The following is a 21,275-nucleotide window of genomic DNA, read 5'->3' on the forward strand; positions in this document are numbered from 1 at the left end:
CAGTGAATAGTTGAAGTTGTAAGTCTTCAACTATTCATAAGCTTTACTAAATTTTAATTATATCTATACCACTTTGTTGATAAAACTGATATACAGTCTTAGCCCTCTCGTGAGTCGCCCCTTCTTTTTTCATCTTGCTAAGAATATCGAAAGAAATGACACTTTCCAGCTCATACGCTTTTCCTATGCTGTATATAACAGTGCTCCAACAGGCTGCAATATGACTTGGGATGCTTTTTGCGCTACTAAAGTATGTTTCGGCAGGCACGCCAAGTTCTTTCACTTTAATCCCTAAGTTGCTGATGATAGATAACTTATCTTTGGATTCGTCCCTATGTGGAACGTAAAAGAAATCAATGTTTTTGTGTTGGTAATATTCACTTATTTGGCGTAAAGATTCTATTTCGTCTTCAAGAAGCATTATTCGGGATTCTGAGTACTTAGAGCCGAAGAAGAAGCAAGTGTTGTTGAGTTTTTCTTTGCTGATAAGTGGTTTGGGCTTTCTTAAGTTTTTTTGGCCAAGTCTCAGTAACCCTTCTCCTGCGAAAAACGAATACAAATTAGGGCACTTTAGCTCAGAGTATTTGAAATTGAATGCAAAGTCATAAAAACGTTGGAATAACTTCTGACGTTTACTTCTTAGTTTTGGAGCATAAATCCCTTTTTGTATATAGTCTAGTTGGGTGACAATCGTAGCTGCACCATCGTCCATATAAACGCGCTCTTTGGCTCGATTAGCTAGAAACAAATTACAAGCAACTTTGCTACGGAAGTCACCAATAATAAATCGTTGTGATATCGGCATTCTTCTCATTTTTATCATAAAGAAAAATGAATATATATCGCTGACTAGAGAGTTTCTAAAGTGTTTGTATACTAGCTTTCTATTAGCTGGGATTTTCTCTAAAAGATTGAGCATTTGCTCTTTATTCTTGACTCTTTTTTTGTTGCCAAAGTTAACGATAAAAATAGGTTTTTCATTGTATTCACTACAGTATTCAAGTGCGGATAAGATCTGTAATGGAGATTCAACATATATAATGCTTTGTTCAAAAGATATGGTCATGATGCAAGGAGTCCTATCACTTTTTCTAAACTGCCTTTACTTCGAAAGTTACTTTTTTTATCTTCAGGCTTGGTCGGAGATTTGTAGTACTTCTGAATGTGTTCAGAAAGCTCTATACCGTCATTGACAACTGTGAGTTGAGAGCTGCCAATAAGTTCATGTGCAATCTCCTCGAAGTTAAAGTAGCTCGAACCAGTAATGGTTGGAACACCCAAAGCCGCTGGCTCTAACACATTGTGTCCACCAACTTTATCACCAACTAAGCTACCACCCATAAAGCAGATATCCGCAGCGCCCATCAAGACCAACATCTCCCCCATGGTGTCTCCAAGGTAAACTTGGGTCGATTCCGTTACTTCTGTTCGGCTTGTGCGTCGAGCGGCATCAAAGCCGAGCTTTTGGCACAGCTCAAATACATTATCGAATCGCTCCGGATGGCGAGGAACAAGGATTAGAAGTGCAGTTGGGTGAGATTCCAAGATTTTCTTGTGAGCTTCTAATACCTGCTCATCTTCACCTTTATGAGTACTAGCAGCTATCCAAATTGGCCGCTTTATCCCAAGCTCAGCCCGTAGCGCTTTTCCTTTCTCTTTGACTTCTTCTGATATCTGAATATCAAACTTTATTGAGCCAGTAACAAAAAGTCGGTGCCTATCTACACCTAAGCGCTCGAAGCGTTCTGCATCAGATTCCGTCTGACAAAGTACTTTATCCAAGCAAGGAGTTAATAGGTTAAATAGAGGCTGCACTTTTGCGTAGTTCTTACATGACTTTTCAGAAAGGCGAGCGTTAACAACAGTAATCGGTATTTCAGAGTCATGGACAGCACGAAGAGTGTTCGGCCAAAGCTCAGTTTCGATTATCAACATTTGCTTTGGGCGTGTTGCTTTTAGAAAGCCTTTTACTGCAAAACCGAAATCGATGGGCATATAACGGTGTTCAACTAACCCGCCTAACTTAGCAATTTGTTCCGCACCAGTACTGGTTGTAGTAGTCACCAAAATAGGTTGAGCGGGATCGTGCTTTTTTAGCGCTTTAATCAGAGGTATTGCAGCAATGCTTTCACCTACTGAAACCGCATGAATCCAAATTGGGCGCTCAGTTGCTTCTAGCTTTGGTGTAATACCAAAATGCTCTTTCCATCGTTGACCAAACTTGGGTTTGTTTGCTTTACTTTTATATAAACCAAACAGTAGGAAAGGGGATGCAAGGGCAAGTAACAATGTGTACAAAATGCGAGTTAGCATGAGCTTACCGTTATCGCTTCAAGTTTTTGAATGCTGTCTAGTACCTGCTTTGGGGATAGTTCAGTTAAACACTTGAGGTGTTTAAATTGACATTCACGTTTAAAGCAAGGGCGGCAGTCAATATCGGTGTGAACAATTTCTACCTTTTCCGCAAGCGGTGGTGTGTATTTTGGTGAGGTTGAACCGTAGACTGCAACAACATTACAGCCAACAGCGGCCGCTACATGCATAAGACCAGAGTCATTGGCTACGACAGTTTGGCAGGCTGCCAGCAGATCTACTGCTTCAATCAAGCTGGTTTGCCCAGCGAGAACGTGAATTCTCTGTTGAAGTTCAGCCGGCACGAGCTGCTTAATGTTATTACAGGTATCAAGGTCCTTCTGAGAACCAAACAGCCATACTTGATGGCCGTTAGTCGCCATTTGAGTAGCAACTTCAGCATAATGTGTTTCTGGCCACTTTTTAGCAGGGCCAAACTCGGCACCTGGACACAGACCTATGACTGGGAGCGTTTGGTCGAGAGAAAATTTGTTAAGCGTTCCTTGCTGGGTCTTTTTATCGATAGACAAGCTAGGTCTAGGAAGTGTTTCTAAGCCTCCCAAGGAGGACGAATCCAACATTTCAACCTTAGGGTAGGCTAAAGCGACATAACGCTCTACCATGTATTGAAAAGACTTTTTGTTAGGGCGAAGATCATTGAGTAGCCCATAACGCATTTCTCCTTTCCAGCCTGTACGCTGTGGGATGTTTGCAAACCAAGGTATCAAAGCAGACTTAGCTGAGTTTGGCAGTACGTAAGCATGATCGTATTGCTTTTCACGCAGTGACCTACCAATCTCTCTTCGGCCAAGAAGATTGAACTCACCATGGCCAAGAGGCATCTCAATTGCTTGATGGATTTCAGGCATACGCTCGAGGATCGGTTTACACCAGCCTGGAGCAATCACATCAATTTGGCTTTCTGGATGTTGTTGCTTTAAAACGATGTAAAGTGATTGTGACATCACCATATCGCCAACCCAAGATGGGCCGATAATTAAGATCTTTTTCATTTTTCTACTTGCCAGTCAGTGTCATATCTCGGCTTGAAGATATTGTAATAGTTATTGCCATCTTCTTGAGAGTGTAATAGCTGTAACACCCACATATATTGCTCAGGCTTAGTGGAAACAAAGTACTCAATCGCTTTATTCGAAGTACGTGCGTCTTGCTCTTCGCCTTTGTCTAGCTCAAAGGCTGGCAAAATTTCGATATCGAACGACCCGTCTTCTGTATTCATAGAAGCAAACATAGGGAGTACTTTGGAGCGTGATAGCTTTGCAATTTTTCCAAGACCAGGAAGGGTTGCTTTTCGGGTGGCGAAAAAGTCCACGAACACACTGTGCTCTGGACCGTGGTCTTGGTCTGGTAAGTAGTAACCAATATAGCCATCTCGAATAGACTTTAGGAAAGGCTTTATACCACCAGAGCGTTCATAAACTCGACCGCCATACTGAACTCGTTGTTTGTGCATCAACCAATCGCCGACTTCATTTTTCTGCTTTTTAGCCATGGCAGAAACCGGCATTCCCATAGAGGCTAACAAAATAGCTGGAATGTCGATCGCCCATGAGTGCGGTACCATCAAAATGACTTTTTCATCATTTTCGATGTGCTTCTGCAAAATATCTAAGCCGCGAATTTGGCAGCGTTGCTGTAACCACTTTGGAGAACGTAAGGTAAGTAGGCTAAAGCGGAAAAAGAATAAAGCGGCAGTGTAAAGCGTCTTTTCGATGAGTGCTTCACGCTCTTCAAAGGTTTTGTCTGGGAAACATAGCTCAAAGTTAACCCGAGCTCTGTGGGCTGGACCTTTGCGTGATTTAGCCAGTTTTTTTGCAATTGCTTTGGCTAGCCATTTTTGCACCCCTAATGGAAGAAGCGCCAACGGCATCGATAGTAGGGCGCCGAGCCAAGTTCCCCAGTATTTAGGCGCAAGAAAGTGACGCTCAAATTCAGGGTTATAAGCTTTTGGATCGAAATCATCACGTTGAACAGTCATGAAGTTTTAAGCACCTATTTTCGGAAGAGAGAACTGGAGACGTTTAGAAATGATACTCGTAAATGTATCAGAGTAAAGGTGGTAGAGGCTTCACTACCACCTTTGACAAGTATTAACGATTCTGAATCGCAAGGTATTCAGCAACACCCTCAGCTACCGTCTTGAATTCTACATCGCAGCCAGCAGCACGAAGCTTAGTAAGGTCAGCTTGAGTGAATTCTTGGTAAGCACCTTTTAGGTGTTCAGGGAACGGAATGGTTTGGATCTCCCCTTTGCTGTGATGTTTGATCACTGCTTTTGCCACTTCTTCGAATGATTCCGCATTGCCAGTGCCACAGTTAAAAATGCCTGAAACACCGCTTTCTAAGAACCATAGGTTCACTTTGCTCACGTCACCAACGTAGATAAAGTCACGCTTGAAGGATTCACTACCAGCAAACAATTTAGGGTTTTCGCCATCATTGATTTGGTTATTTAGGTGGAAGGCTACCGATGCCATGCTGCCTTTGTGATCTTCACGTGGGCCATACACATTGAAGTAGCGGAAACCTGTGATTTGAGAAAGCTGCTCGCCATGATCCTCTGCGTCTTTCCACAGACGGCGAACGTAGTTATCAAACTGCTGTTTTGAGTAGCCGTATACGTTAAGTGCCCCTTCGTATTCACGCTCCTCAACGAACGTTTCTGTCTCACCGTATGTCGCAGCTGATGATGCGTATAGGAATGGAATTTCACGATCTAGACAGTAATGAAGCAACTCTTTTGAGTACTCATAGTTGTTTAGCATCATGTACTTGCCGTCCCACTCAGTTGTCGCAGAACAAGCGCCTTCATGGAAGATTGCCTCGATAGGGCCGAAGTCATCACCCGCCATGATTTGCGTAAGGAAGTCATCACGATCCATGTAATCTGTGATATCAAGATCAACTAAGTTTTTAAACTTCTTGCCATTTTTTAGGTTGTCGACAACCAAAATATCGTTAATACCTGCTTCGTTCAGAGCTTTAACAATGTTGCTGCCGATCATGCCAGCACCACCAGTTACGATGATCATAAGACTTCCACCATAGATTAATATTTTCTCAGGAAGTTTAGCAGAGTTAAGGCTTTAGGTGTTAGAGGGAAGGTGTTGGCGTTAGATAAAGAAAAAGGAAGCCGAAGCTTCCTTTGTATAAGTAAGTTAATCTAAATCGTGGTTAGATTACTTTTCATCTGATGTATTCGGGCGTTGATACCACGGATTACGCGCATCTGTCAGCTCAATGAGGCTGTACTTACGACCTAGCTTCTGACCGCCATCGCGAGTCAATGGCTGCCAACTAAAGTTTGCACGGTTGTTACTTGGTTTCACAGTCATAATGTCGAATGGAATCGAAATGTAGAAGCCTTTGGTAAAGCTACCTTCGCCAAACTCTTCAGCAGAGAGGTCGGTAAATGAAGCAAACGCACCAGCGATCACGCCACTCTTGAACTGCTTAGATACATTCAATTGGGTGCCTACATCACCAGCTAAGAACTGACCCACATCAACTTGAATCATCAAGTCTTGTAGGAAGCTCCATTGTGGGTAGTAGTAACCTGATACAAAACCAGTAAAGCCTTTATCAATAACTCGGAATGGACGACCGTACTCTGGAACGTTTTGCCATTCTTCATCGTATACCCCAAAGTAACTTTGCGGGTCGCGCTGAGTAATTAAGTTAACATCTGCACCTATCGCCCAGTTTGCGTCTTTCGGTCGGTACAAGAACTCGGTACCCACACCCGCAAACATACTTTCTAGATAGCCAGCGTAGAATTGTTGGTCCATAGTATCTGAGTACTCTTGGAACCAAGTTAACTGCAGGTTAGACATGGTAACCGCGTGTTCATTCTGATAAGCACGGAACATTGTGCGTACACGAGGAACACTTGTGCCGTCTGGTGGTGTTACATAGTTAAACTTGTCGTAGTTATTGTACCAATCCCAGTACAACGAACCGCCGATTTCTAAATTGTCAGTTAACCAGTAAGATGCACTACCGCTTAATCCAACACTAAACAGGTAGAAATCTTCCGCATTCCCCAAGGTTTGAGCAAGCTTTGGTGCAAACCCCCAATCAAAACGCTCAAACCCATCGTAAGCAGGTTTGCCCTTAGGCTTATTGCTTGATGTAGACGTCGCATCTTCAATATTCGGGTTGATGTAGTTTACTTCAGCAAAGTCACGGTACTTATCTTTTGAGATAACCGTTTGATCGCCGAGCAAACCACGGCTGCGCTCATTGATGGTAAAAGTATCAATGTTGCTTGGCATCTCATTGTACAGAACCGCCGCTGCTTTCTCATGCGCTTCGCTGCGGTCGCGATACTTCTTCTGCTCACCAACAACGGAGACAGTGTTGTCTTCAACATAGAGTTGAGTGTTCTGGTAGCCAGCGATCTTATCAAGTTCTTCAGTGACTCGTTCCCAATCCACGTCGGACAATTGTTCAGGTTGTTTATCTTCCACTTCTGGTGTTGGTGTATCACGCCAGAAAGACGGCATTTCATTGAAGTTAGTATAAAGACTCACGCCAGCAACCAACGTGTCGCCGCGCTCATAACTCAAACGCAGATCTGCCATATTACCTAAACGGTAAAGCAAGCCGACGTTCCAAGGAGTATGTGGTGTCATGTCTGTGCTACCAAGTATTACAGGAAAATCTTTGCTATAGTCGTTACTGTCGTACTCAAGCTTGAAACGCAATGGAGCATGCAGTGTTTGATATTCCACACCACCAAAAAGAGCAGCTGGCCCTTTAAAAAAACGATCTGTATTTGTCGTCCCGCCTGTTGAAAGGTAGTCACTAGGTCGTTCACAAAAACTGTCGGACAGTTTACACGCCGGATTGCTAATATTGTCGCGCGTACCAAGGTAACCCCACCCCATACCCAAGGTAAAATCAAAAGTACCAAGGTTAGGGTTAGAATACCGTTTTGTTGCAGCGATAAACTCACCATCAAACAGCCCAGTGCCCGCAAAGTCACGAACACCAACTGAAAGTTCTGGTAAGTACTCGGACTCTTTCAGCAAGCGAACTTTAAAATCGATGCCTTTGTCGGTGTACTTGGTATCACCTGAGAAGCTCGGATCGCTACTGTATAAAAGATCGCTCACAATGGTGTAACGAATCGTTGTTTCTAGCCAAGGCATCACTTGCAGAGTCACGTTGTAAAATAGGTACTCATCGCTGCCAGTGACCGAAAAGTTAAACTCACCCTCAGATGCCATGCGGCCAGTTGGCATTTGCATTAAGCCTACGCCACCAAAGTCCATTTGCGATGGTTGCAGTGGTGGTGCTTCAAAAGGCATATCTTGAGCCCAAACCAACGCTGGACTCATTAAAGAAAGAGATAAACTGGTTCTTATCAGGTTCATATTTAATTCTTCGATGAGATTGGTTTACGTTGTGATAGCAGTTTGACTATGTCTTGATCCATTGGCGACTGCCCAAAATCGTCAAATGGGATGTAGACCATGGTCAAGGGCGGTAAATAATATTGTTTGGTTAACCAACTGCCATGATGCGGGGTAACAACCTCACCATTTGGATAGATTAAAATAGGCGGCTGAGCCAGTTCGCCAACCTCACTGCTTTTTATGTTATCGACCTGTTCATGTAGTGGGATACCAGCTTGATTTTTGATCGCATAAACCTTGTTCAAATTGCCCACATACAACACTTTTTCTGCTCGCACGGGTGAACTTAACGCGAACTGACCTTTTAAAAGCGGATTATCAAATTTATCCAAACGAACCTGATCAATATCGACGTCGGAAAGAATGCGGGGTGCGAACTCACTTTGCTGGATAAACTTGTAAAATGGATGGCCAACGAGGTTGTACTGAATCATTTGGTTCAACACGGCGTTTTTTAGAGTCAGACTCTCTTGTTGTGCCTGTTTTGAATCATCAAACAAAGTAATCGCGAGTGGATATTGTAAGATAAGGTTCTGCGTTTGTGCGAGTTTCAGGATGTTGTCTAAACGAGTTGGCTGTTCAAATCGTAAGGCTTTTCCCGTACCCGTTAACTCAACTTGTAACGGCGATAAACTTTGGTTTTGGGCTAAAGCAGGTACGGCGGTAATACCGACAACACCCATTAAGCTGCTTAGTAAAGAGAGCAGTCGCTTACTCATGATTTGCTGTATCCTTTCAAAATTGTCAATTCAACAGGCACCATCTTTGGACCTAAGTGCTGACGTGTTTTCACCACTTGCCCCTCACTGTCTACCCAATAGGTGTTCTCTACACTTTCTTCTAAGCTTGGAAAAGTTACGAGCTCGATATAAACGTCGGTTTCTGTCGATGAAATAGGAGTGGTTACCCTCTCTTTGCCTTGACGTGATCGCTCTACCTGCGCTTGAAAGCCGTAACGGTATTGCTCAGACCAATCGTAAGACAGCGCATATTGAATAGATGATTTTGAGTAAGCAGGTACGTCACCGTAGACACCAGCTAGGTTAGTGGTTTGCAATCCAATGGTTTTAACAATATGGCCATTCTCTGTTACCACCATCGCTTTATCGGCACTGACCCATTTGAGTTGGGTTTTTCCCGTTATTGGGTTTGACTCTGCAAAGGCGAGAACAACAAAGACTTGCTTTTGGCTGCCGATTTTTAGATAAGCGCTAGCATAAGGAACGGCTTCAATTTCTTCTGGTGTCAGTTCAACATCGATGTAATTGCCATAAGCTTCCTGAACGGTCGCCGAGACATCATTGAATTTCTGAGTACACCCAAAGGTGAGGCTTAGTACAGGTAAAACAACAAGTAAGCGCATCCATTTTTGCGATAGAAAAGTATTCATTATTCCCTCGTAAAAATAAAATCGCCCTGAAACAGTTCAGGGCGATTTATCTAGATCAACTTAGACGAATTAGTTCGTAGAAGTAGAAGTAGAAGTAGAAGTAGACGTTGAAGTTGAATCGCTGTCTGACGCTGCAACTGCTACTACAGTTACTGCTGCTGCCGCACCTACTGCTACTGCAGTTGTACCAGTTGCAGATGCTGATGCTGCACCAGCAGAACCTGCTTCTTCAGCTGCGAATGCAGTTGATGCGCTTAGAGCCATAAGAATAGCTAGAGCTGTGTTCTTCATTATTAATCCTTGTATTTCAGATTTTAAAACATCGATGTTTGGTCTGTTGTTTAGAACATACCTTTTGTCATTTTAGTTAAAAAACAATCAGCATGTAAATAGTTTCCTATGGAATTTTACCAACTTCTAAAGAATGCGTCTCATTGGAAAGACAATTTATTTGCAGGCGGTTTTAGTGTTTTTAACTAGAGCCCTTTGCAGTAATAAAGAAGCACTCGACAATAACCAACACTAACCCGTCAAGATCGAAGTAAGTAGTGAGTTGGCATTTGAGATAAGTATAACGTTACGCTTTGTGACACATAGACTAATGATGTCCAGAGTACCATTGCTCTCAAAAATAAGAATGCCCATTCTCAAACCTTAGAGTGAGCCCCCTTGCCGTTTTGCGCTAATCCATGCATAATTTGCCAGCTTTTATGCTGTGCTTTTCAAGTATGATTTTTTGATTTTCTTGTCACAAAAGCGATGCTTGAAAAAAAAGCACTTATATCAATAAGCCGAGCAACTCGGTAATCAGCGAACAGTGGCTACGCGTAATGCCGCAGGGCGGTAGCGTGAAAACGCACAAGCAAACAGACTAAAGAGTTAACAGACATTCACTGCGTGCGTCATTCATGTGCAGCGGTCAGTCAATACCCAAGGAACACTTACGTGATGAACAAACGACCATGGCTAGGGGCGTTGAGTGCAATCAGCTTAGGCTTGTGCTCATTTACGGCCTCAGCAGATTTTTATGCAGGTGCGTTAGTGAGCTACTCTAATGCCGAATACCACCACTCTTCTACTTCTTCCGTAACTGAAGGCAACCCTTTCCTTCTTCAAGCGCAAGCAGGCTACTTCTTTAACGATTATGTCGCGTTAGAAGCACGTTACGGCATCTCAGTACAGCGCGAAAGCGGACTTGCAGTAGACAGCTTAACAAGTGGCTTTGTTAAGTTGAACATGCCGGTTTCTGAACGTTTCGCACTTTACGGACTGGCAGGTTACTCCAGTGTTCAAATTGATCAACAGAACGTCGGTTCTAATAAAGATCAAGGTTTTAGCTTTGGTTTAGGTATGCATTATGCCTTAGATAAGCACAATGCGGTTGTTTTCGAGTTTGTTGACAATACATCAGAAGACCAAGTTCGCCTGAACGCCCTAACACTCGGCTTTCAGCACCGATTTTAATTAAAAGACCTAGTGCCTAGTTTTAGTAACTAGGATTTTTTAACTCTCGATTTAAATAGCGAATTATCATGCTTAAAGGATATTTCTCGATTGCCGCTTGTGTATTGGCAAGTGTTTTTGCGCCACTCAGTCATGCGCAAACTCCAACCCCGGAACAAATGCAAATGTTCCAAAGCCTACCTTCTGACCAACAACAAGCATTAGCAAGTAAGTACGGCATTTCTCTCCCTTCTGGCTCTTCTTCTCAGCCTAGTAACTATCAAAACCCTCAAGTGATTGTTCCTCGCCCAGAGGTGAGTAATGCCAATCAAACGGATACAATGGATTTAGCGAAAGAAGACGAAGAGTTAAAACGCTTCGGCTTGGATCTATTTGCGGGTTCACCAACAACATTTGCCCCAGTGAGCGATGTTCCTGTTCCAGCTGATTACACAGTCGGCGCCGGCGATGAAATTGTTATCCAGCTGTTTGGTAAAGAGAATACGACACACCGTTTGCGAGTAAATCGTGCGGGTACTATCAACTTTCCATCACTCGGTCCAGTTCAAGTGGCAGGCATGAGCTTTTCTGACGTTCGTGATTCACTAAACCAACGTGTAAAAGAGCAAATGATTGGCGTACGTAGTGATATTTCACTGGGTGAGATGCGCACCATGCAAGTGTTTGTTATGGGGGATGCTTACAAACCAGGTGCTTACACTGTCAGTGCGCTAACCACCATTTCTCAAGCTATTTATTACAGTGGAGGTTTTGGTGAGAGTGGTGCATTGCGTAACGTGCAGTTAAAGCGCAATGGTCAGGTGATTCGCAAGCTTGATATGTATGACCTATTGCTGAAAGGCGACGCGCACAACGATGTTCGACTGTTACCTGGCGATGTGGTCTTTATTGGTGCTGTTGGCAATACCATCGCTATTGATGGTGAGGTAAACCGCCCTGCAATCTATGAAGTGAAACCAGGTGAAACCTACAAACAAGCGATTCAAATGGCGGGTGGTTTTACTGCCAACGCTTACAGTGACCAAATTGAAGTCAAACGTTATGCAGCGAAGGGAGCTCGCGATGCGTTAACCCTGAACTTCAGCCAGTCAAACGATCAACAGATTAAAGTGAAAGATGGTGATGCCGTTAATGTACTGAAGAAGAGTGAAGAACTAACTCGTTACGTGCAAATTGAAGGTGATGTTCGCCATCCTGGCTTTATTGAATGGAATAGCGGCCTGCGTGTCGCTGATTTGTTCCAATCAGTAGATACGTCATTCAACTCCACTGCCGATGTTAACTATGCTGTTGTTGTTCGTGAGATTAATCCACAACGTGACATTGAGGTTTATCAAGTTAACCTCGCCAACGCGATTCTTTCTCCAAGCAGCGAAGATAACTTAAAGCTAAACTCACGCGACCGAGTGCTAGTGTTTAACCGATTCAACAATGAAGATCTGGATACGCTTGCAGATCAAGATACGGTGACGAAAGCGAAGACGCTTGAGCAAGCACAGTTTAAGGCCGAACTGGATCAACAAAAAGAGCAACAAGTTATGAGCTCTTCTGTTGCAATATCTTCAGCAACAGACAATATGTCTATGAGCCAATCTTCAACTGAAGAGTCAGAACAGCCGAAAATCATATTCCGTGGCAAAGAAATCACGAAAGAAGATTTTGATGCGTTGAAGCAAAACACTCGTCGAACTTTACTTGCTCCGGTACTTTTGCAGCTCCAGCAGCAATCTCGCTTAGGCTTAGCACCGCAAATCGCTGAAGTATTTGGTGAGGTCAAACACCCTGGTCGCTACCCACTTACGCCACGTATGTCGGTATCTACACTAATCGAAGCGGCGGGTGGCCTAACGTACAATGCATTTACCATTAATGCAGAGTTGGCTCGTACTGTGATTAGCAGCAAAGATGAACGTGCATCTATCGATGTAGAACGCATTGACTTACGTAAAGCGATTCAGGGAAGCACAGCAGATGATGCAATCCTTGTTGGCCGTGACCGTCTAAATATTCTTGAAAAACCGAATGTTAAACTACAAAGCACAGTAACTCTGCAAGGCGAAGTTCGTTTCCCTGGCACGTACACGGTTCGTCAAGGGGAGACCTTAGGCGAGTTACTTGAGCGTGCTGGTGGCTTGACGGAATTTGCTCACCCTCAAGGTGCGATCTTCACTCGTGAAGCGCTTCGTCTACAAGAGCAGAAGTTATTAAATCAATACGCTGCGGATATGCGCGCCGAAACCGCTAAGAAGACCTTCCGTGCAGACAGTAATTTAGGCTCGGTTATTTCTGACCCAGAAAAAACTTTGGCGTTTGTAGAAGAAGCAAGTAAGAGCAAAGCGCTTGGTCGCATGGTTGTGCAGCTTAATCGCATCTTGAAAGATGAGCGCTCAGCTGACTTTATGTTAGAAGACGGCGACTTCTTATTTGTGCCGACATACCGTAATACGGTTTCAATCATGGGCGAAGTTCAGGTGCCAATTACGTATTTGTTGGATAACAAGCTAGACGTAAATGACTACCTAAACAAAGCCGGTGGCGCTAAGAAGCAAGCGGATGAAGACCGTATATTCGTTGTACGCGCAGACGGTTCGGTGTACAAACCAACGTCAGGCTACTGGTTCGGTAACAATAATGAAGAGCTAAAAGCGGGCGATACCATTGTTGTACCAATTGATACTGACTACCGTGACGCACTAAGTACGTGGACAGCTGCAACACAGATTCTATACCAAACTGGTGTAGCGATTAATGCGCTGAAGTAAGGTAAATATAAAAGTCATAACGGATGCTTACAGTATACGTTGTGACTATTTATGTTGGTAATGCACAGAGTCGTTAGTATTTATCGTAAATAAATAAGTGAATCAGAATGCCATCAAAAACAGATAACTCACATTTTCCAACGTTTCAATACCCAATGATCGAGAATGAAATTGATTTAAGTGAAGTATTGTCAGCTATTTGGAGAGGTAAGTGGATTGTTGTTATAACAACCATTTTATTTGCCATATTGTCAGTGTTGTATGCTATCAATAAACCAAACATCTACCGTGCAGATGTGCTTTTGGCTCCTGCAGATAGCTCCGGAGGCAATGCAATTTCAAAAATGGCAGGACAGTTAGGAGGGTTGGCTTCAATTGCTGGTGTTAATCTCGGTGGTACCGAAGCTAATCAAACAGAATTAGCGGTTCAAGTTCTTCAGTCTCGCCTTTTTATTGATAAGTTTATAACTAATCATGACCTGTTGGTTCCGATTATGGGATCGACTGGTTGGAATATGGCAACAAATGAGCTACTAATTGATGAGAGTGTTTTTGACTCTTCAGAAAATGCTTGGGTTCGAGAACCTCAGGGGTTGAGAGGCAAGGAGCCAAGCTCACAAGAAGCATATGAAGTCTTTATGGAGGAGAACCTATCTTTGCATCAAGATAAAGATACTGGCTTTTATCGTTTATCCATAATGCATTATTCTCCTTTCCTTGCACAAGAATGGGCCAACTTACTTGTTACGGAACTCAATGATGAAATGCGTTTACGCGCTATTTCTGATGCTAATAAAAATCTAAAGTACTTAAAAGAACAACTCCAAAATACTTCTGTGTCGGAAATGCAATCTACTTTTTACTCTTTAATAGAAGAGCAAACAAAAAGTTTAATGTTAGCAAAAACACAAGATGAATTTTCTTTTAAGGTTATAGATCCTGCAGTCGCTCCAGAAATTAAAGCTCAGCCTAAACGTGCGTTAATATGCATTCTTGGAACCATACTGGGTACGATTTTAGGTATAACTATAGTGTTAATCATGTTTGCCTATAAAAAGAATGAGAAATCAGATTCAAACGAATAATATTTTAAGGAAAGACAGTGAAAATAATGGTTACTGGAGGGGCGGGCTTTATTGGCTCAGCTGTGGTTCGTCATATCATTGCCAATACTACAGATAGCGTGGTGAACGTTGATAAACTCACCTATGCTGGCAACCTAGAATCTCTTAATGAAATAAAAAATGATGAACGCTATGCATTCGAGCAAGTCGATATTTGCAATCGCTCTGAGCTTGAGCGCGTATTTGTACAGCACCAACCTGATGCCGTGATGCATCTGGCTGCAGAGTCTCATGTTGATCGTTCTATTGATGGACCTGCTGCATTCATTGAAACTAACATAGTTGGTACCTATGTATTGCTTGAAGCAACGCGAGCGTACTGGAACACTCTCGATCGTGATGCAAAAAAGACATTTCGTTTCCATCACATTTCTACAGATGAAGTGTATGGTGATTTAGAAGATACAGACGATCTATTCACAGAAGAGACGTGTTATGAGCCTTCAAGCCCTTACTCTGCATCCAAAGCGTCTAGCGATCATCTGGTACGAGCGTGGCTACGCACATATGGTTTACCAGCTATTGTGACTAACTGCTCAAACAACTATGGACCTTATCACTTCCCTGAAAAGCTCATTCCGCTGATGATATTAAATGCTCTAGAAGGGAAAGCGTTGCCTGTTTATGGTGATGGCATGCAAATCCGTGATTGGTTGTTTGTAGAAGATCACGCCCGTGCACTCTACAAGGTGGTAACCGAAGGCGCGGTAGGTGAGACTTATAACATTGGAGGCCATAACGAAAAAGCCAACATTGAAGTGGTGAAAACCATTTGTGACTTGTTAGAAGAATTGGTGCCAAATAAACCACAAGGTGTTGAGCAATATCTTGGTCTCATTACTTATGTGACGGATCGCCCTGGTCACGATGTTCGCTATGCGATTGATGCGTCAAAAATTGAGCGTGAACTTGGGTGGAAGCCAGAGGAAACGTTTGAATCAGGTATTCGTAAAACCGTGGAATGGTATTTGAACAATCAAGAATGGTGGTCTCGAGTCCTTGACGGTTCCTATTCTCGTGAACGTCTTGGTGCAAAGTAAGTACCATAGCCTTTATCCATTGTTTTGGTTCTTAGCTCTAGGTTTCCAGAGAGCTTAGGACCTACTAACCTAGGACCTAGAATACATGAAAGGTATTATTCTCGCTGGTGGTTCAGGCACTCGCCTTTACCCTATAACTCGAGGTGTATCAAAACAGTTACTTCCAGTTTACGATAAGCCAATGATTTACTATCCACTTTCAGTGCTTATGCTTGCGGGTATTCGAGAAATTCTGATCATCACCACACCTGAAGACCAAGACAGTTTTAAGCGTTTACTCGGAGATGGAGGGGATTTTGGAATAGAGTTGCACTACGCGATTCAGCCTAGCCCTAATGGTTTAGCAGAAGCGTTTATCATTGGTGAAGAATTTATCGGTGATGACTCAGTATGTTTAGTGCTTGGTGACAACATCTTTTATGGGCAAGGTTTTACGCCTATTTTGCAACGCGCCGCGAAAAGAGATTTGGGGGCAACCGTATTTGGTTATCAAGTAAAAGATCCTGAACGTTTCGGTGTAGTGGAGTTTGATGCCAATATGAAGGCAATTTCCATTGAGGAAAAACCAATTAATCCTAAGTCCAATTATGCAGTTACTGGCCTGTATTTTTATGATAACGACGTGGTTGAAATGGCCAAGAAAGTGAAACCTTCTGAACGTGGGGAGTTGGAAATCACGACTTTGAATGAGATGTACTTGAACGATGGCTTGTTGAATGTTGAGTTATTGGGCCGAGGCTTTGCTTGGCTAGACACTGGTACGCATGCCAGCTTACATGAGGCATCTTCATTTGTTGAAACCATTGAAAATGTTCAGGGCTTGAAAGTGGCTTGCTTAGAAGAGATAGCATGGCGTCAAGGGTGGTTGTCGAATGAACAACTAACTAAAGCTGGCTGCGGCTTGGCAAAAAATGAATATGGCCAGTACCTATTAGCATTGTTGGAAGAATAAATGAAAAAGCTCATTCGTAAGATTGATTTTCCAGTTATTGGTGATGAAAGGGGAAGTCTTGTTGCTTTAGAAGCAAACAAACTTATTCCTTTTGACATTAAACGTGTTTATTACTTATTCGGCATGCAGCCTGATTTACCGCGTGGCTTTCATGCACATAAAGCACTCGTTCAAGTTGCGATTTGTTTAAAAGGTAGTTGCAATATTGTGATGGATAACGGTAATGAAAAAAAAATTGTTAGATTAAATTCACCTAACCAGGGATTAGTAATTGATGTAATGCAGTGGCATGAAATGAGTGATTTTTCTGAAGATTGCGTATTGTTAGTGCTTGCTAGTGATGTATATGATGAGAGTGATTATATCCGGAATTATGATGTTTTTCTTAGAGAGATCGAACTATGAAAATTCATCCACTAAGCGATGTTTCTACTTCAAAAATAGGACAGGGAACAACAATATGGCAATTTTCTGTGGTTCTTTCTGGTGCCCAAATAGGCGAAAATTGTAATTTATGCGCTCATACCTTTGTCGAAAATAATGTGGTTCTTGGTGATCGGGTTACGGTTAAAAGTGGCGTTTATCTTTGGGACGGTATTGTCTTAGAAGATGATGTGTTTATTGGTCCTTGCGTCGCATTCACGAATGACAAGTTTCCACGATCAAAACAGTACCCAGAGTCATTTTCGAAAATCCATATCCAGAAAGGCGCATCTATCGGAGCGAATGCAACTATATTACCTGGTATTACCATTGGAGAAAATGCAATGGTAGGTGCTGGCTCTGTCGTTACTAAAGATGTGCCCGCGATGGCAGTTGTTGTTGGCAATCCAGCAAAAATAATTAGATATATTGAGGCTTAGAATAGCGTGATTCCATTTCTAGATTTAAAAAGCATTAATCAGCAATACCAAAACGAACTAAAAGAAGCATGTTCCCGTGTGATTGATTCCGGTTGGTACATTATGGGTAATGAACTAGCACAATTTGAGTCTGAATTTACTGAATATTGTGAAACTAAACATGCTATTGGTGTTGCGAATGGTTTGGATGCACTAATTTTAGTTCTTCGTGCATGGAAAGAGATGGGCAAGCTAGTGGAAGGTGATGAGGTTATCGTTCCTGCTAACACCTATATTGCAAGTATCCTAGCAATCACCGAAAATAAATTAGTGCCAGTCTTAGTCGAGCCAGATCTTAATACTTACAACTTAACGCAAGAAAGCATTGAGGCTGCTATAACACAAAAAACAAAGGCAATTTTACCTGTTCACCTATACGGCTTGATTTCACCAATGCCGGAGATTATGTACATCGCTAAACAACATAATTTATTGGTGCTAGAAGACTGCGCTCAATCTCACGGCGCGATAATTAATGGGAAGAAAGCTGGAAACTGGGGCGATGCAGCTGGCTTTAGCTTCTACCCAGGAAAAAATCTAGGTGCATTAGGCGATGCTGGTGCTATCACAACTAATGATGATGAGTTGGCACAAACTCTGAGAGCGTTACGTAATTACGGTTCTCATAAGAAATATGAGAATTTATATCAAGGTGTAAATAGTCGTTTAGATGAAATTCAAGCAGCAATGTTGCGGGTAAAGCTTCACCATCTAGATGCTGAAACTCGTTGTCGTCAAGAAATTGCCAGACGTTATAGAGAAGAAATCAACAATCCATTAGTCGTCTTGCCTAAAGTTAAAAATGAAGCAGAGCATGTATGGCATCTGTTTGTTGTTCGTTGTGAACAACGTGAGGCACTGCAAACTTGGCTTTCTCAAAATGATGTTCAAACACTGATTCATTATCCAATACCGCCGCATAAGCAAATCGCTTACTGTGAGTTGAATCATTTATCAAAGCCAATTGCTGAAATGATCCATCAACAAGTGCTCTCATTGCCACTGGATCCAACAATGGATAACGAATCAGTAACTCAAGTCATTCAATTGGTTAATGAGTTCAAGGCGTGAAGCGATTACTCAAAGTCACCGCGATGACGGGGTTATTAACCCTGATTAAAATGGCAATGGGATTTGTTATTGCGAAAGTAGTGGCAATTTACACTGGCCCAACAGGCATGGCGATGTTGGGTCAAGTACAAAGTATGGTTGGGAGTTTAAACGGACTCATTAACGCACCTGCAGGTAGCGGTGTGGTGCGCTTTACCGCTGAACATAAAGAAAGTGGTTTTGCTGCCTGTTCGCCGTGGTGGCGAGCGTCAATACAGTGGATTCTTATTATATCAGCGATTGCTATACCCGCGGGGTTGTTACTTGCTGACAATATCGCGATGTGGTTATTTCAAGACCCTAGATTAGAGTGGGTGGTAATGGCTACCGTTTGCGTACTGCCATTATCCGCCATTGGAACGTTATGTAATTCTGTGATTAATGGACAACAGTTGTACCGCCGTTATGTTGGTCTTGGAATGCTCTCTGCATTGATATCCGGTGGCGTAATGTTGGTAATGATTGCCATATATAATATTCAAGGCGCATTGTTGGCATCTGCTGTTCAGTCCGCTTTAATTGGCCTCGTGATGTTAATTGCCAATTTGAGACAGCCTTGGTTGAGGTTGTCTTATTGGTGGGGGAAAACCGACACAAAAGCCCGCAAAGCGATCGGTGGTTATATGCTGATGGCTATTACTAGCGCATTAACCGTACCGATATCATTAATGTTGGTGCGAAGCATCTTAATCGAGCAAGTAGGTTGGGATGCTACTGGCCAGTGGCAAGCGGTATGGAAGATCTCCGAAGTTTACTTGGGAGTGATTACAATGGCACTCGGTACTTATTACTTGCCGCGTCTATCATCACTAAAAGGCGTAGACGCTATTGTTAACGAAATAAATAAAACGACACGCATAATAATTCCTCTTGTTGCTATTATGGCCTTGGGTGTGTATTTAATGCGCGATATCGCTATTTCTTTGTTATTTACCGAAGCATTTCGCAGCGCACGTGAGCTTTTTGCCATCCAATTAGCTGGTGATGTAATCAAAATTGCTAGCTGGTTGTATGCCTACCCAATGCTCTCTAGTGGAGCAACAAAATGGTTTGTGGGTACTGAAATAGTATTTTCCTTATTGTTCGTCGCCTTCAGTTATGCTTTTGTTTCATATGTAGGTCTGAAAGGTGCACCAATTGCCTATGCGGTTAATTATTCTATATGTTTCATCTTTGTTTTTCTAAATGTAAAAAAATTCGCCCGTTAATTACGTTCAAGTTTCGTACTTGGCGTTTTAATCTGTTGTATAAATTAGGGTTATTACCGAATGTAACTTGTTTAGGCAAGGTAAAGGTGGTTCAGAATCTAAATATTCAGGGAAAAGGCAGGTTGATTTTTAATGACGGTCTTATGGTAGGAGTATATCCATCACCAAATTTATATCACGGTGAATTCTATTTAGAAGCAAGGCACATTGGAGCGAAGATCGAAATAGGGAGAAGGGTCTTTATTAATAACAGCGCTGTAATCATAGCAGATAAAAGTAGCATTACTATTGGTGATGACACTTTAATTGGACCTAACTTTATTTGTTTCGATAGTAATTTTCATCCACTAAATGCAAAAAAAAGATTGAGCCAAGATTATCAATGCAAACCGGTTTCAATTGGTCAAAATGTGTTTATAGGTGCCAATGTTACGATTTTACAAGGTGTAACCATTGGAGATAATAGTGTGATTGGTGCTGGTGCAGTGATTACATGCGATGTCCCTGAGAATAAAATTGTTAAAGTAGGGGCTGCTCTAGAATTTTTAGATTTAAATTGAGTTAATAATGACCTTTATTGATAAGAAACAGATGATTACGGTTGCGGTAATCACTTATAATTCATCTGGGACAGTAATAGAAACCTTAGATAGTATCCTTGAACAAAGCTACGGTCCTGAAAATATCGAGCTAATTATATCAGATGATAGTTCTATTGATGACACTGTTATTGTTATAAGACGATGGCTTCATATAAATGAAAAGAAATTTCATTCTGTAAAACTATTCTTAAATAAAATAAATCAAGGCATTTCTAAAAATTGTAATGTAGCTTGGAGAGCTGCTAGTTGCCAATGGATAAAAACTATTGCGGGTGATGATATTCTTTATCCAAATTGTATATTGGATAACGTTGAATACATAGATGTTAATAAAAACGTTGCGGCAGTATTCTCGAGAATGAACTATTTTAGAGTTGACAACTCTGGACTGAAAGAAAAAATATGCATCTTACCAAAAGAAAGTGAATGTTATTTTTTTGAGCTTACTGCTAAAATGCAATTTAAATATTTACAGAGGTGGGGGGTTTGTGGTGCTCCATCTGCATTTTTGAATCTAGCTGTGTTAAGAGATATTGGCTACGCGGATGAAAGGTTTCCTATGATGGAGGATCATCCTTTATGGTTTAAATTGACAATGAAAGGTTATAGACTTTCGTTATTAGATAAAGTTACAGTCGGCTATCGCAGCAGTGAAAGTGTAAGCTTCTCCCAAAGTAAGTTAATCAGTGAAAGTTTTATTAAACAAATGATGCGTGTTGATGAGCTTTTAATTATTCCTGTTTTATCAAAGGGCCAGATAATGTTAAAGTATAGAAAACTACTTTGGCCTAGATTGGTATTAATTGTCTCTAGATTATTCAGTAATAAAGTGAGTTTTTTTTCACGCTCCTTACTATTTATCGCGTTATTGTTTAAACCTGGTTACGTAACGAAGAAGCTGAAGGATTATATTAGGTTATGATAACTT

20 protein-coding genes are annotated in these 21,275 nt (G+C 42.0%); 11 read left to right on the plus strand and 9 right to left on the minus strand.

The genetic code is table 11. The features are described from left to right. Positions 1 to 46: 46 nt before the first annotated feature. The 9 genes from KIO97_RS18845 to KIO97_RS18885 all read right to left on the minus strand — a co-directional run bounded on the left by KIO97_RS18845 (position 47) and on the right by KIO97_RS18885 (position 9,474). A complete protein-coding gene (locus KIO97_RS18845; protein ID WP_285383657.1) occupies positions 47 to 1,066 on the minus strand; it encodes a polysialyltransferase family glycosyltransferase in 1,020 nt (339 codons plus the stop codon). After that, entirely contained in the window at positions 1,063 to 2,313 is a 1,251-nt protein-coding gene (waaA, locus tag KIO97_RS18850; RefSeq protein WP_285383658.1) for a lipid IV(A) 3-deoxy-D-manno-octulosonic acid transferase, read from the minus strand. The genes KIO97_RS18845 and waaA overlap by 4 nt, the downstream gene beginning before the upstream one ends. Beyond that, the gene (gene waaF, locus KIO97_RS18855) at positions 2,307 to 3,365 is read right to left on the minus strand and encodes a lipopolysaccharide heptosyltransferase II (RefSeq protein WP_285383659.1); all 1,059 of its coding nucleotides are present in this window, start codon (positions 3,363 to 3,365) and stop codon (positions 2,307 to 2,309) included. Before waaF ends, waaA begins: the two co-directional genes overlap by 7 nt. Continuing rightward, positions 3,362 to 4,351 (minus strand): lauroyl-Kdo(2)-lipid IV(A) myristoyltransferase, encoded by a 990-nt coding sequence (gene lpxM / locus KIO97_RS18860; RefSeq protein ID WP_045368150.1) that lies wholly within the window; start codon positions 4,349 to 4,351, stop codon positions 3,362 to 3,364. Before lpxM ends, waaF begins: the two co-directional genes overlap by 4 nt. A 112-nt stretch (positions 4,352 to 4,463) precedes the next feature. After that, positions 4,464 to 5,405: an ADP-glyceromanno-heptose 6-epimerase gene (gene rfaD, locus KIO97_RS18865; protein ID WP_050906562.1), complete on the minus strand. Its 942-nt coding sequence runs from the start codon at positions 5,403 to 5,405 to the stop codon at positions 4,464 to 4,466. 147 nt (positions 5,406 to 5,552) lie between these two features. Further along, entirely contained in the window at positions 5,553 to 7,751 is a 2,199-nt protein-coding gene (locus tag KIO97_RS18870) for a YjbH domain-containing protein (RefSeq protein ID WP_285383660.1), read from the minus strand. A gap of 2 nt (positions 7,752 to 7,753) precedes the next feature. Next, complete coding sequence (locus tag KIO97_RS18875; protein WP_285383661.1) at positions 7,754 to 8,512, minus strand: capsule biosynthesis GfcC family protein; 759 nt, start codon at positions 8,510 to 8,512, stop codon at positions 7,754 to 7,756. Then, a complete protein-coding gene (locus KIO97_RS18880) occupies positions 8,509 to 9,183 on the minus strand; it encodes a YjbF family lipoprotein (protein ID WP_285383662.1) in 675 nt (224 codons plus the stop codon). Before KIO97_RS18880 ends, KIO97_RS18875 begins: the two co-directional genes overlap by 4 nt. 69 nt (positions 9,184 to 9,252) lie before the next feature. Next, a complete protein-coding gene (locus KIO97_RS18885; protein ID WP_005535462.1) occupies positions 9,253 to 9,474 on the minus strand; it encodes a hypothetical protein in 222 nt (73 codons plus the stop codon). Positions 9,475 to 10,131: 657 nt separating this feature from the next. Here KIO97_RS18885 and KIO97_RS18890 point away from each other — a divergent pair. From KIO97_RS18890 to KIO97_RS18940, 11 genes are all read left to right on the plus strand, one after another. Beyond that, positions 10,132 to 10,647 (plus strand): porin family protein, encoded by a 516-nt coding sequence (locus tag KIO97_RS18890; RefSeq protein WP_285383681.1) that lies wholly within the window; start codon positions 10,132 to 10,134, stop codon positions 10,645 to 10,647. A gap of 68 nt (positions 10,648 to 10,715) precedes the next feature. Then, positions 10,716 to 13,409 carry an SLBB domain-containing protein gene (locus tag KIO97_RS18895; RefSeq protein ID WP_285383663.1) on the plus strand — a complete coding sequence of 898 codons (2,694 nt, stop codon included), beginning with the start codon at positions 10,716 to 10,718 and terminating at the stop codon, positions 13,407 to 13,409. A 107-nt stretch (positions 13,410 to 13,516) separates the two neighbouring features. After that, positions 13,517 to 14,494 (plus strand): Wzz/FepE/Etk N-terminal domain-containing protein, encoded by a 978-nt coding sequence (locus KIO97_RS18900; RefSeq protein ID WP_285383664.1) that lies wholly within the window; start codon positions 13,517 to 13,519, stop codon positions 14,492 to 14,494. A 17-nt stretch (positions 14,495 to 14,511) separates the two neighbouring features. Further along, entirely contained in the window at positions 14,512 to 15,573 is a 1,062-nt protein-coding gene (rfbB, locus tag KIO97_RS18905) for a dTDP-glucose 4,6-dehydratase (protein WP_285383665.1), read from the plus strand. Between the two features lie 85 nt (positions 15,574 to 15,658). Next, positions 15,659 to 16,525, plus strand: a complete 867-nt coding sequence (gene rfbA, locus KIO97_RS18910; RefSeq protein ID WP_285383666.1) for a glucose-1-phosphate thymidylyltransferase RfbA — start codon at positions 15,659 to 15,661, stop codon at positions 16,523 to 16,525. Continuing rightward, complete coding sequence (locus tag KIO97_RS18915; RefSeq protein ID WP_285383667.1) at positions 16,526 to 16,930, plus strand: FdtA/QdtA family cupin domain-containing protein; 405 nt, start codon at positions 16,526 to 16,528, stop codon at positions 16,928 to 16,930. Beyond that, entirely contained in the window at positions 16,927 to 17,388 is a 462-nt protein-coding gene (locus KIO97_RS18920) for an acyltransferase (protein ID WP_285383668.1), read from the plus strand. The genes KIO97_RS18915 and KIO97_RS18920 overlap by 4 nt, the downstream gene beginning before the upstream one ends. Before the next feature lie 6 nt (positions 17,389 to 17,394). Continuing rightward, positions 17,395 to 18,498 (plus strand): DegT/DnrJ/EryC1/StrS family aminotransferase, encoded by a 1,104-nt coding sequence (locus KIO97_RS18925; protein ID WP_285383669.1) that lies wholly within the window; start codon positions 17,395 to 17,397, stop codon positions 18,496 to 18,498. Beyond that, positions 18,495 to 19,745, plus strand: a complete 1,251-nt coding sequence (locus KIO97_RS18930) for an O-antigen translocase (protein WP_285383670.1) — start codon at positions 18,495 to 18,497, stop codon at positions 19,743 to 19,745. Before KIO97_RS18925 ends, KIO97_RS18930 begins: the two co-directional genes overlap by 4 nt. 86 nt (positions 19,746 to 19,831) lie before the next feature. Continuing rightward, entirely contained in the window at positions 19,832 to 20,305 is a 474-nt protein-coding gene (locus tag KIO97_RS18935; RefSeq protein ID WP_285383671.1) for a DapH/DapD/GlmU-related protein, read from the plus strand. A 7-nt stretch (positions 20,306 to 20,312) separates the two neighbouring features. Continuing rightward, entirely contained in the window at positions 20,313 to 21,269 is a 957-nt protein-coding gene (locus KIO97_RS18940) for a glycosyltransferase (RefSeq protein WP_285383672.1), read from the plus strand. Positions 21,270 to 21,275 lie beyond the last annotated feature (6 nt).

This window comes from Vibrio sp. B181a (assembly GCF_030248375.1).
GTDB classification, from domain to species: Bacteria; Pseudomonadota; Gammaproteobacteria; order Enterobacterales; family Vibrionaceae; genus Vibrio; species Vibrio campbellii.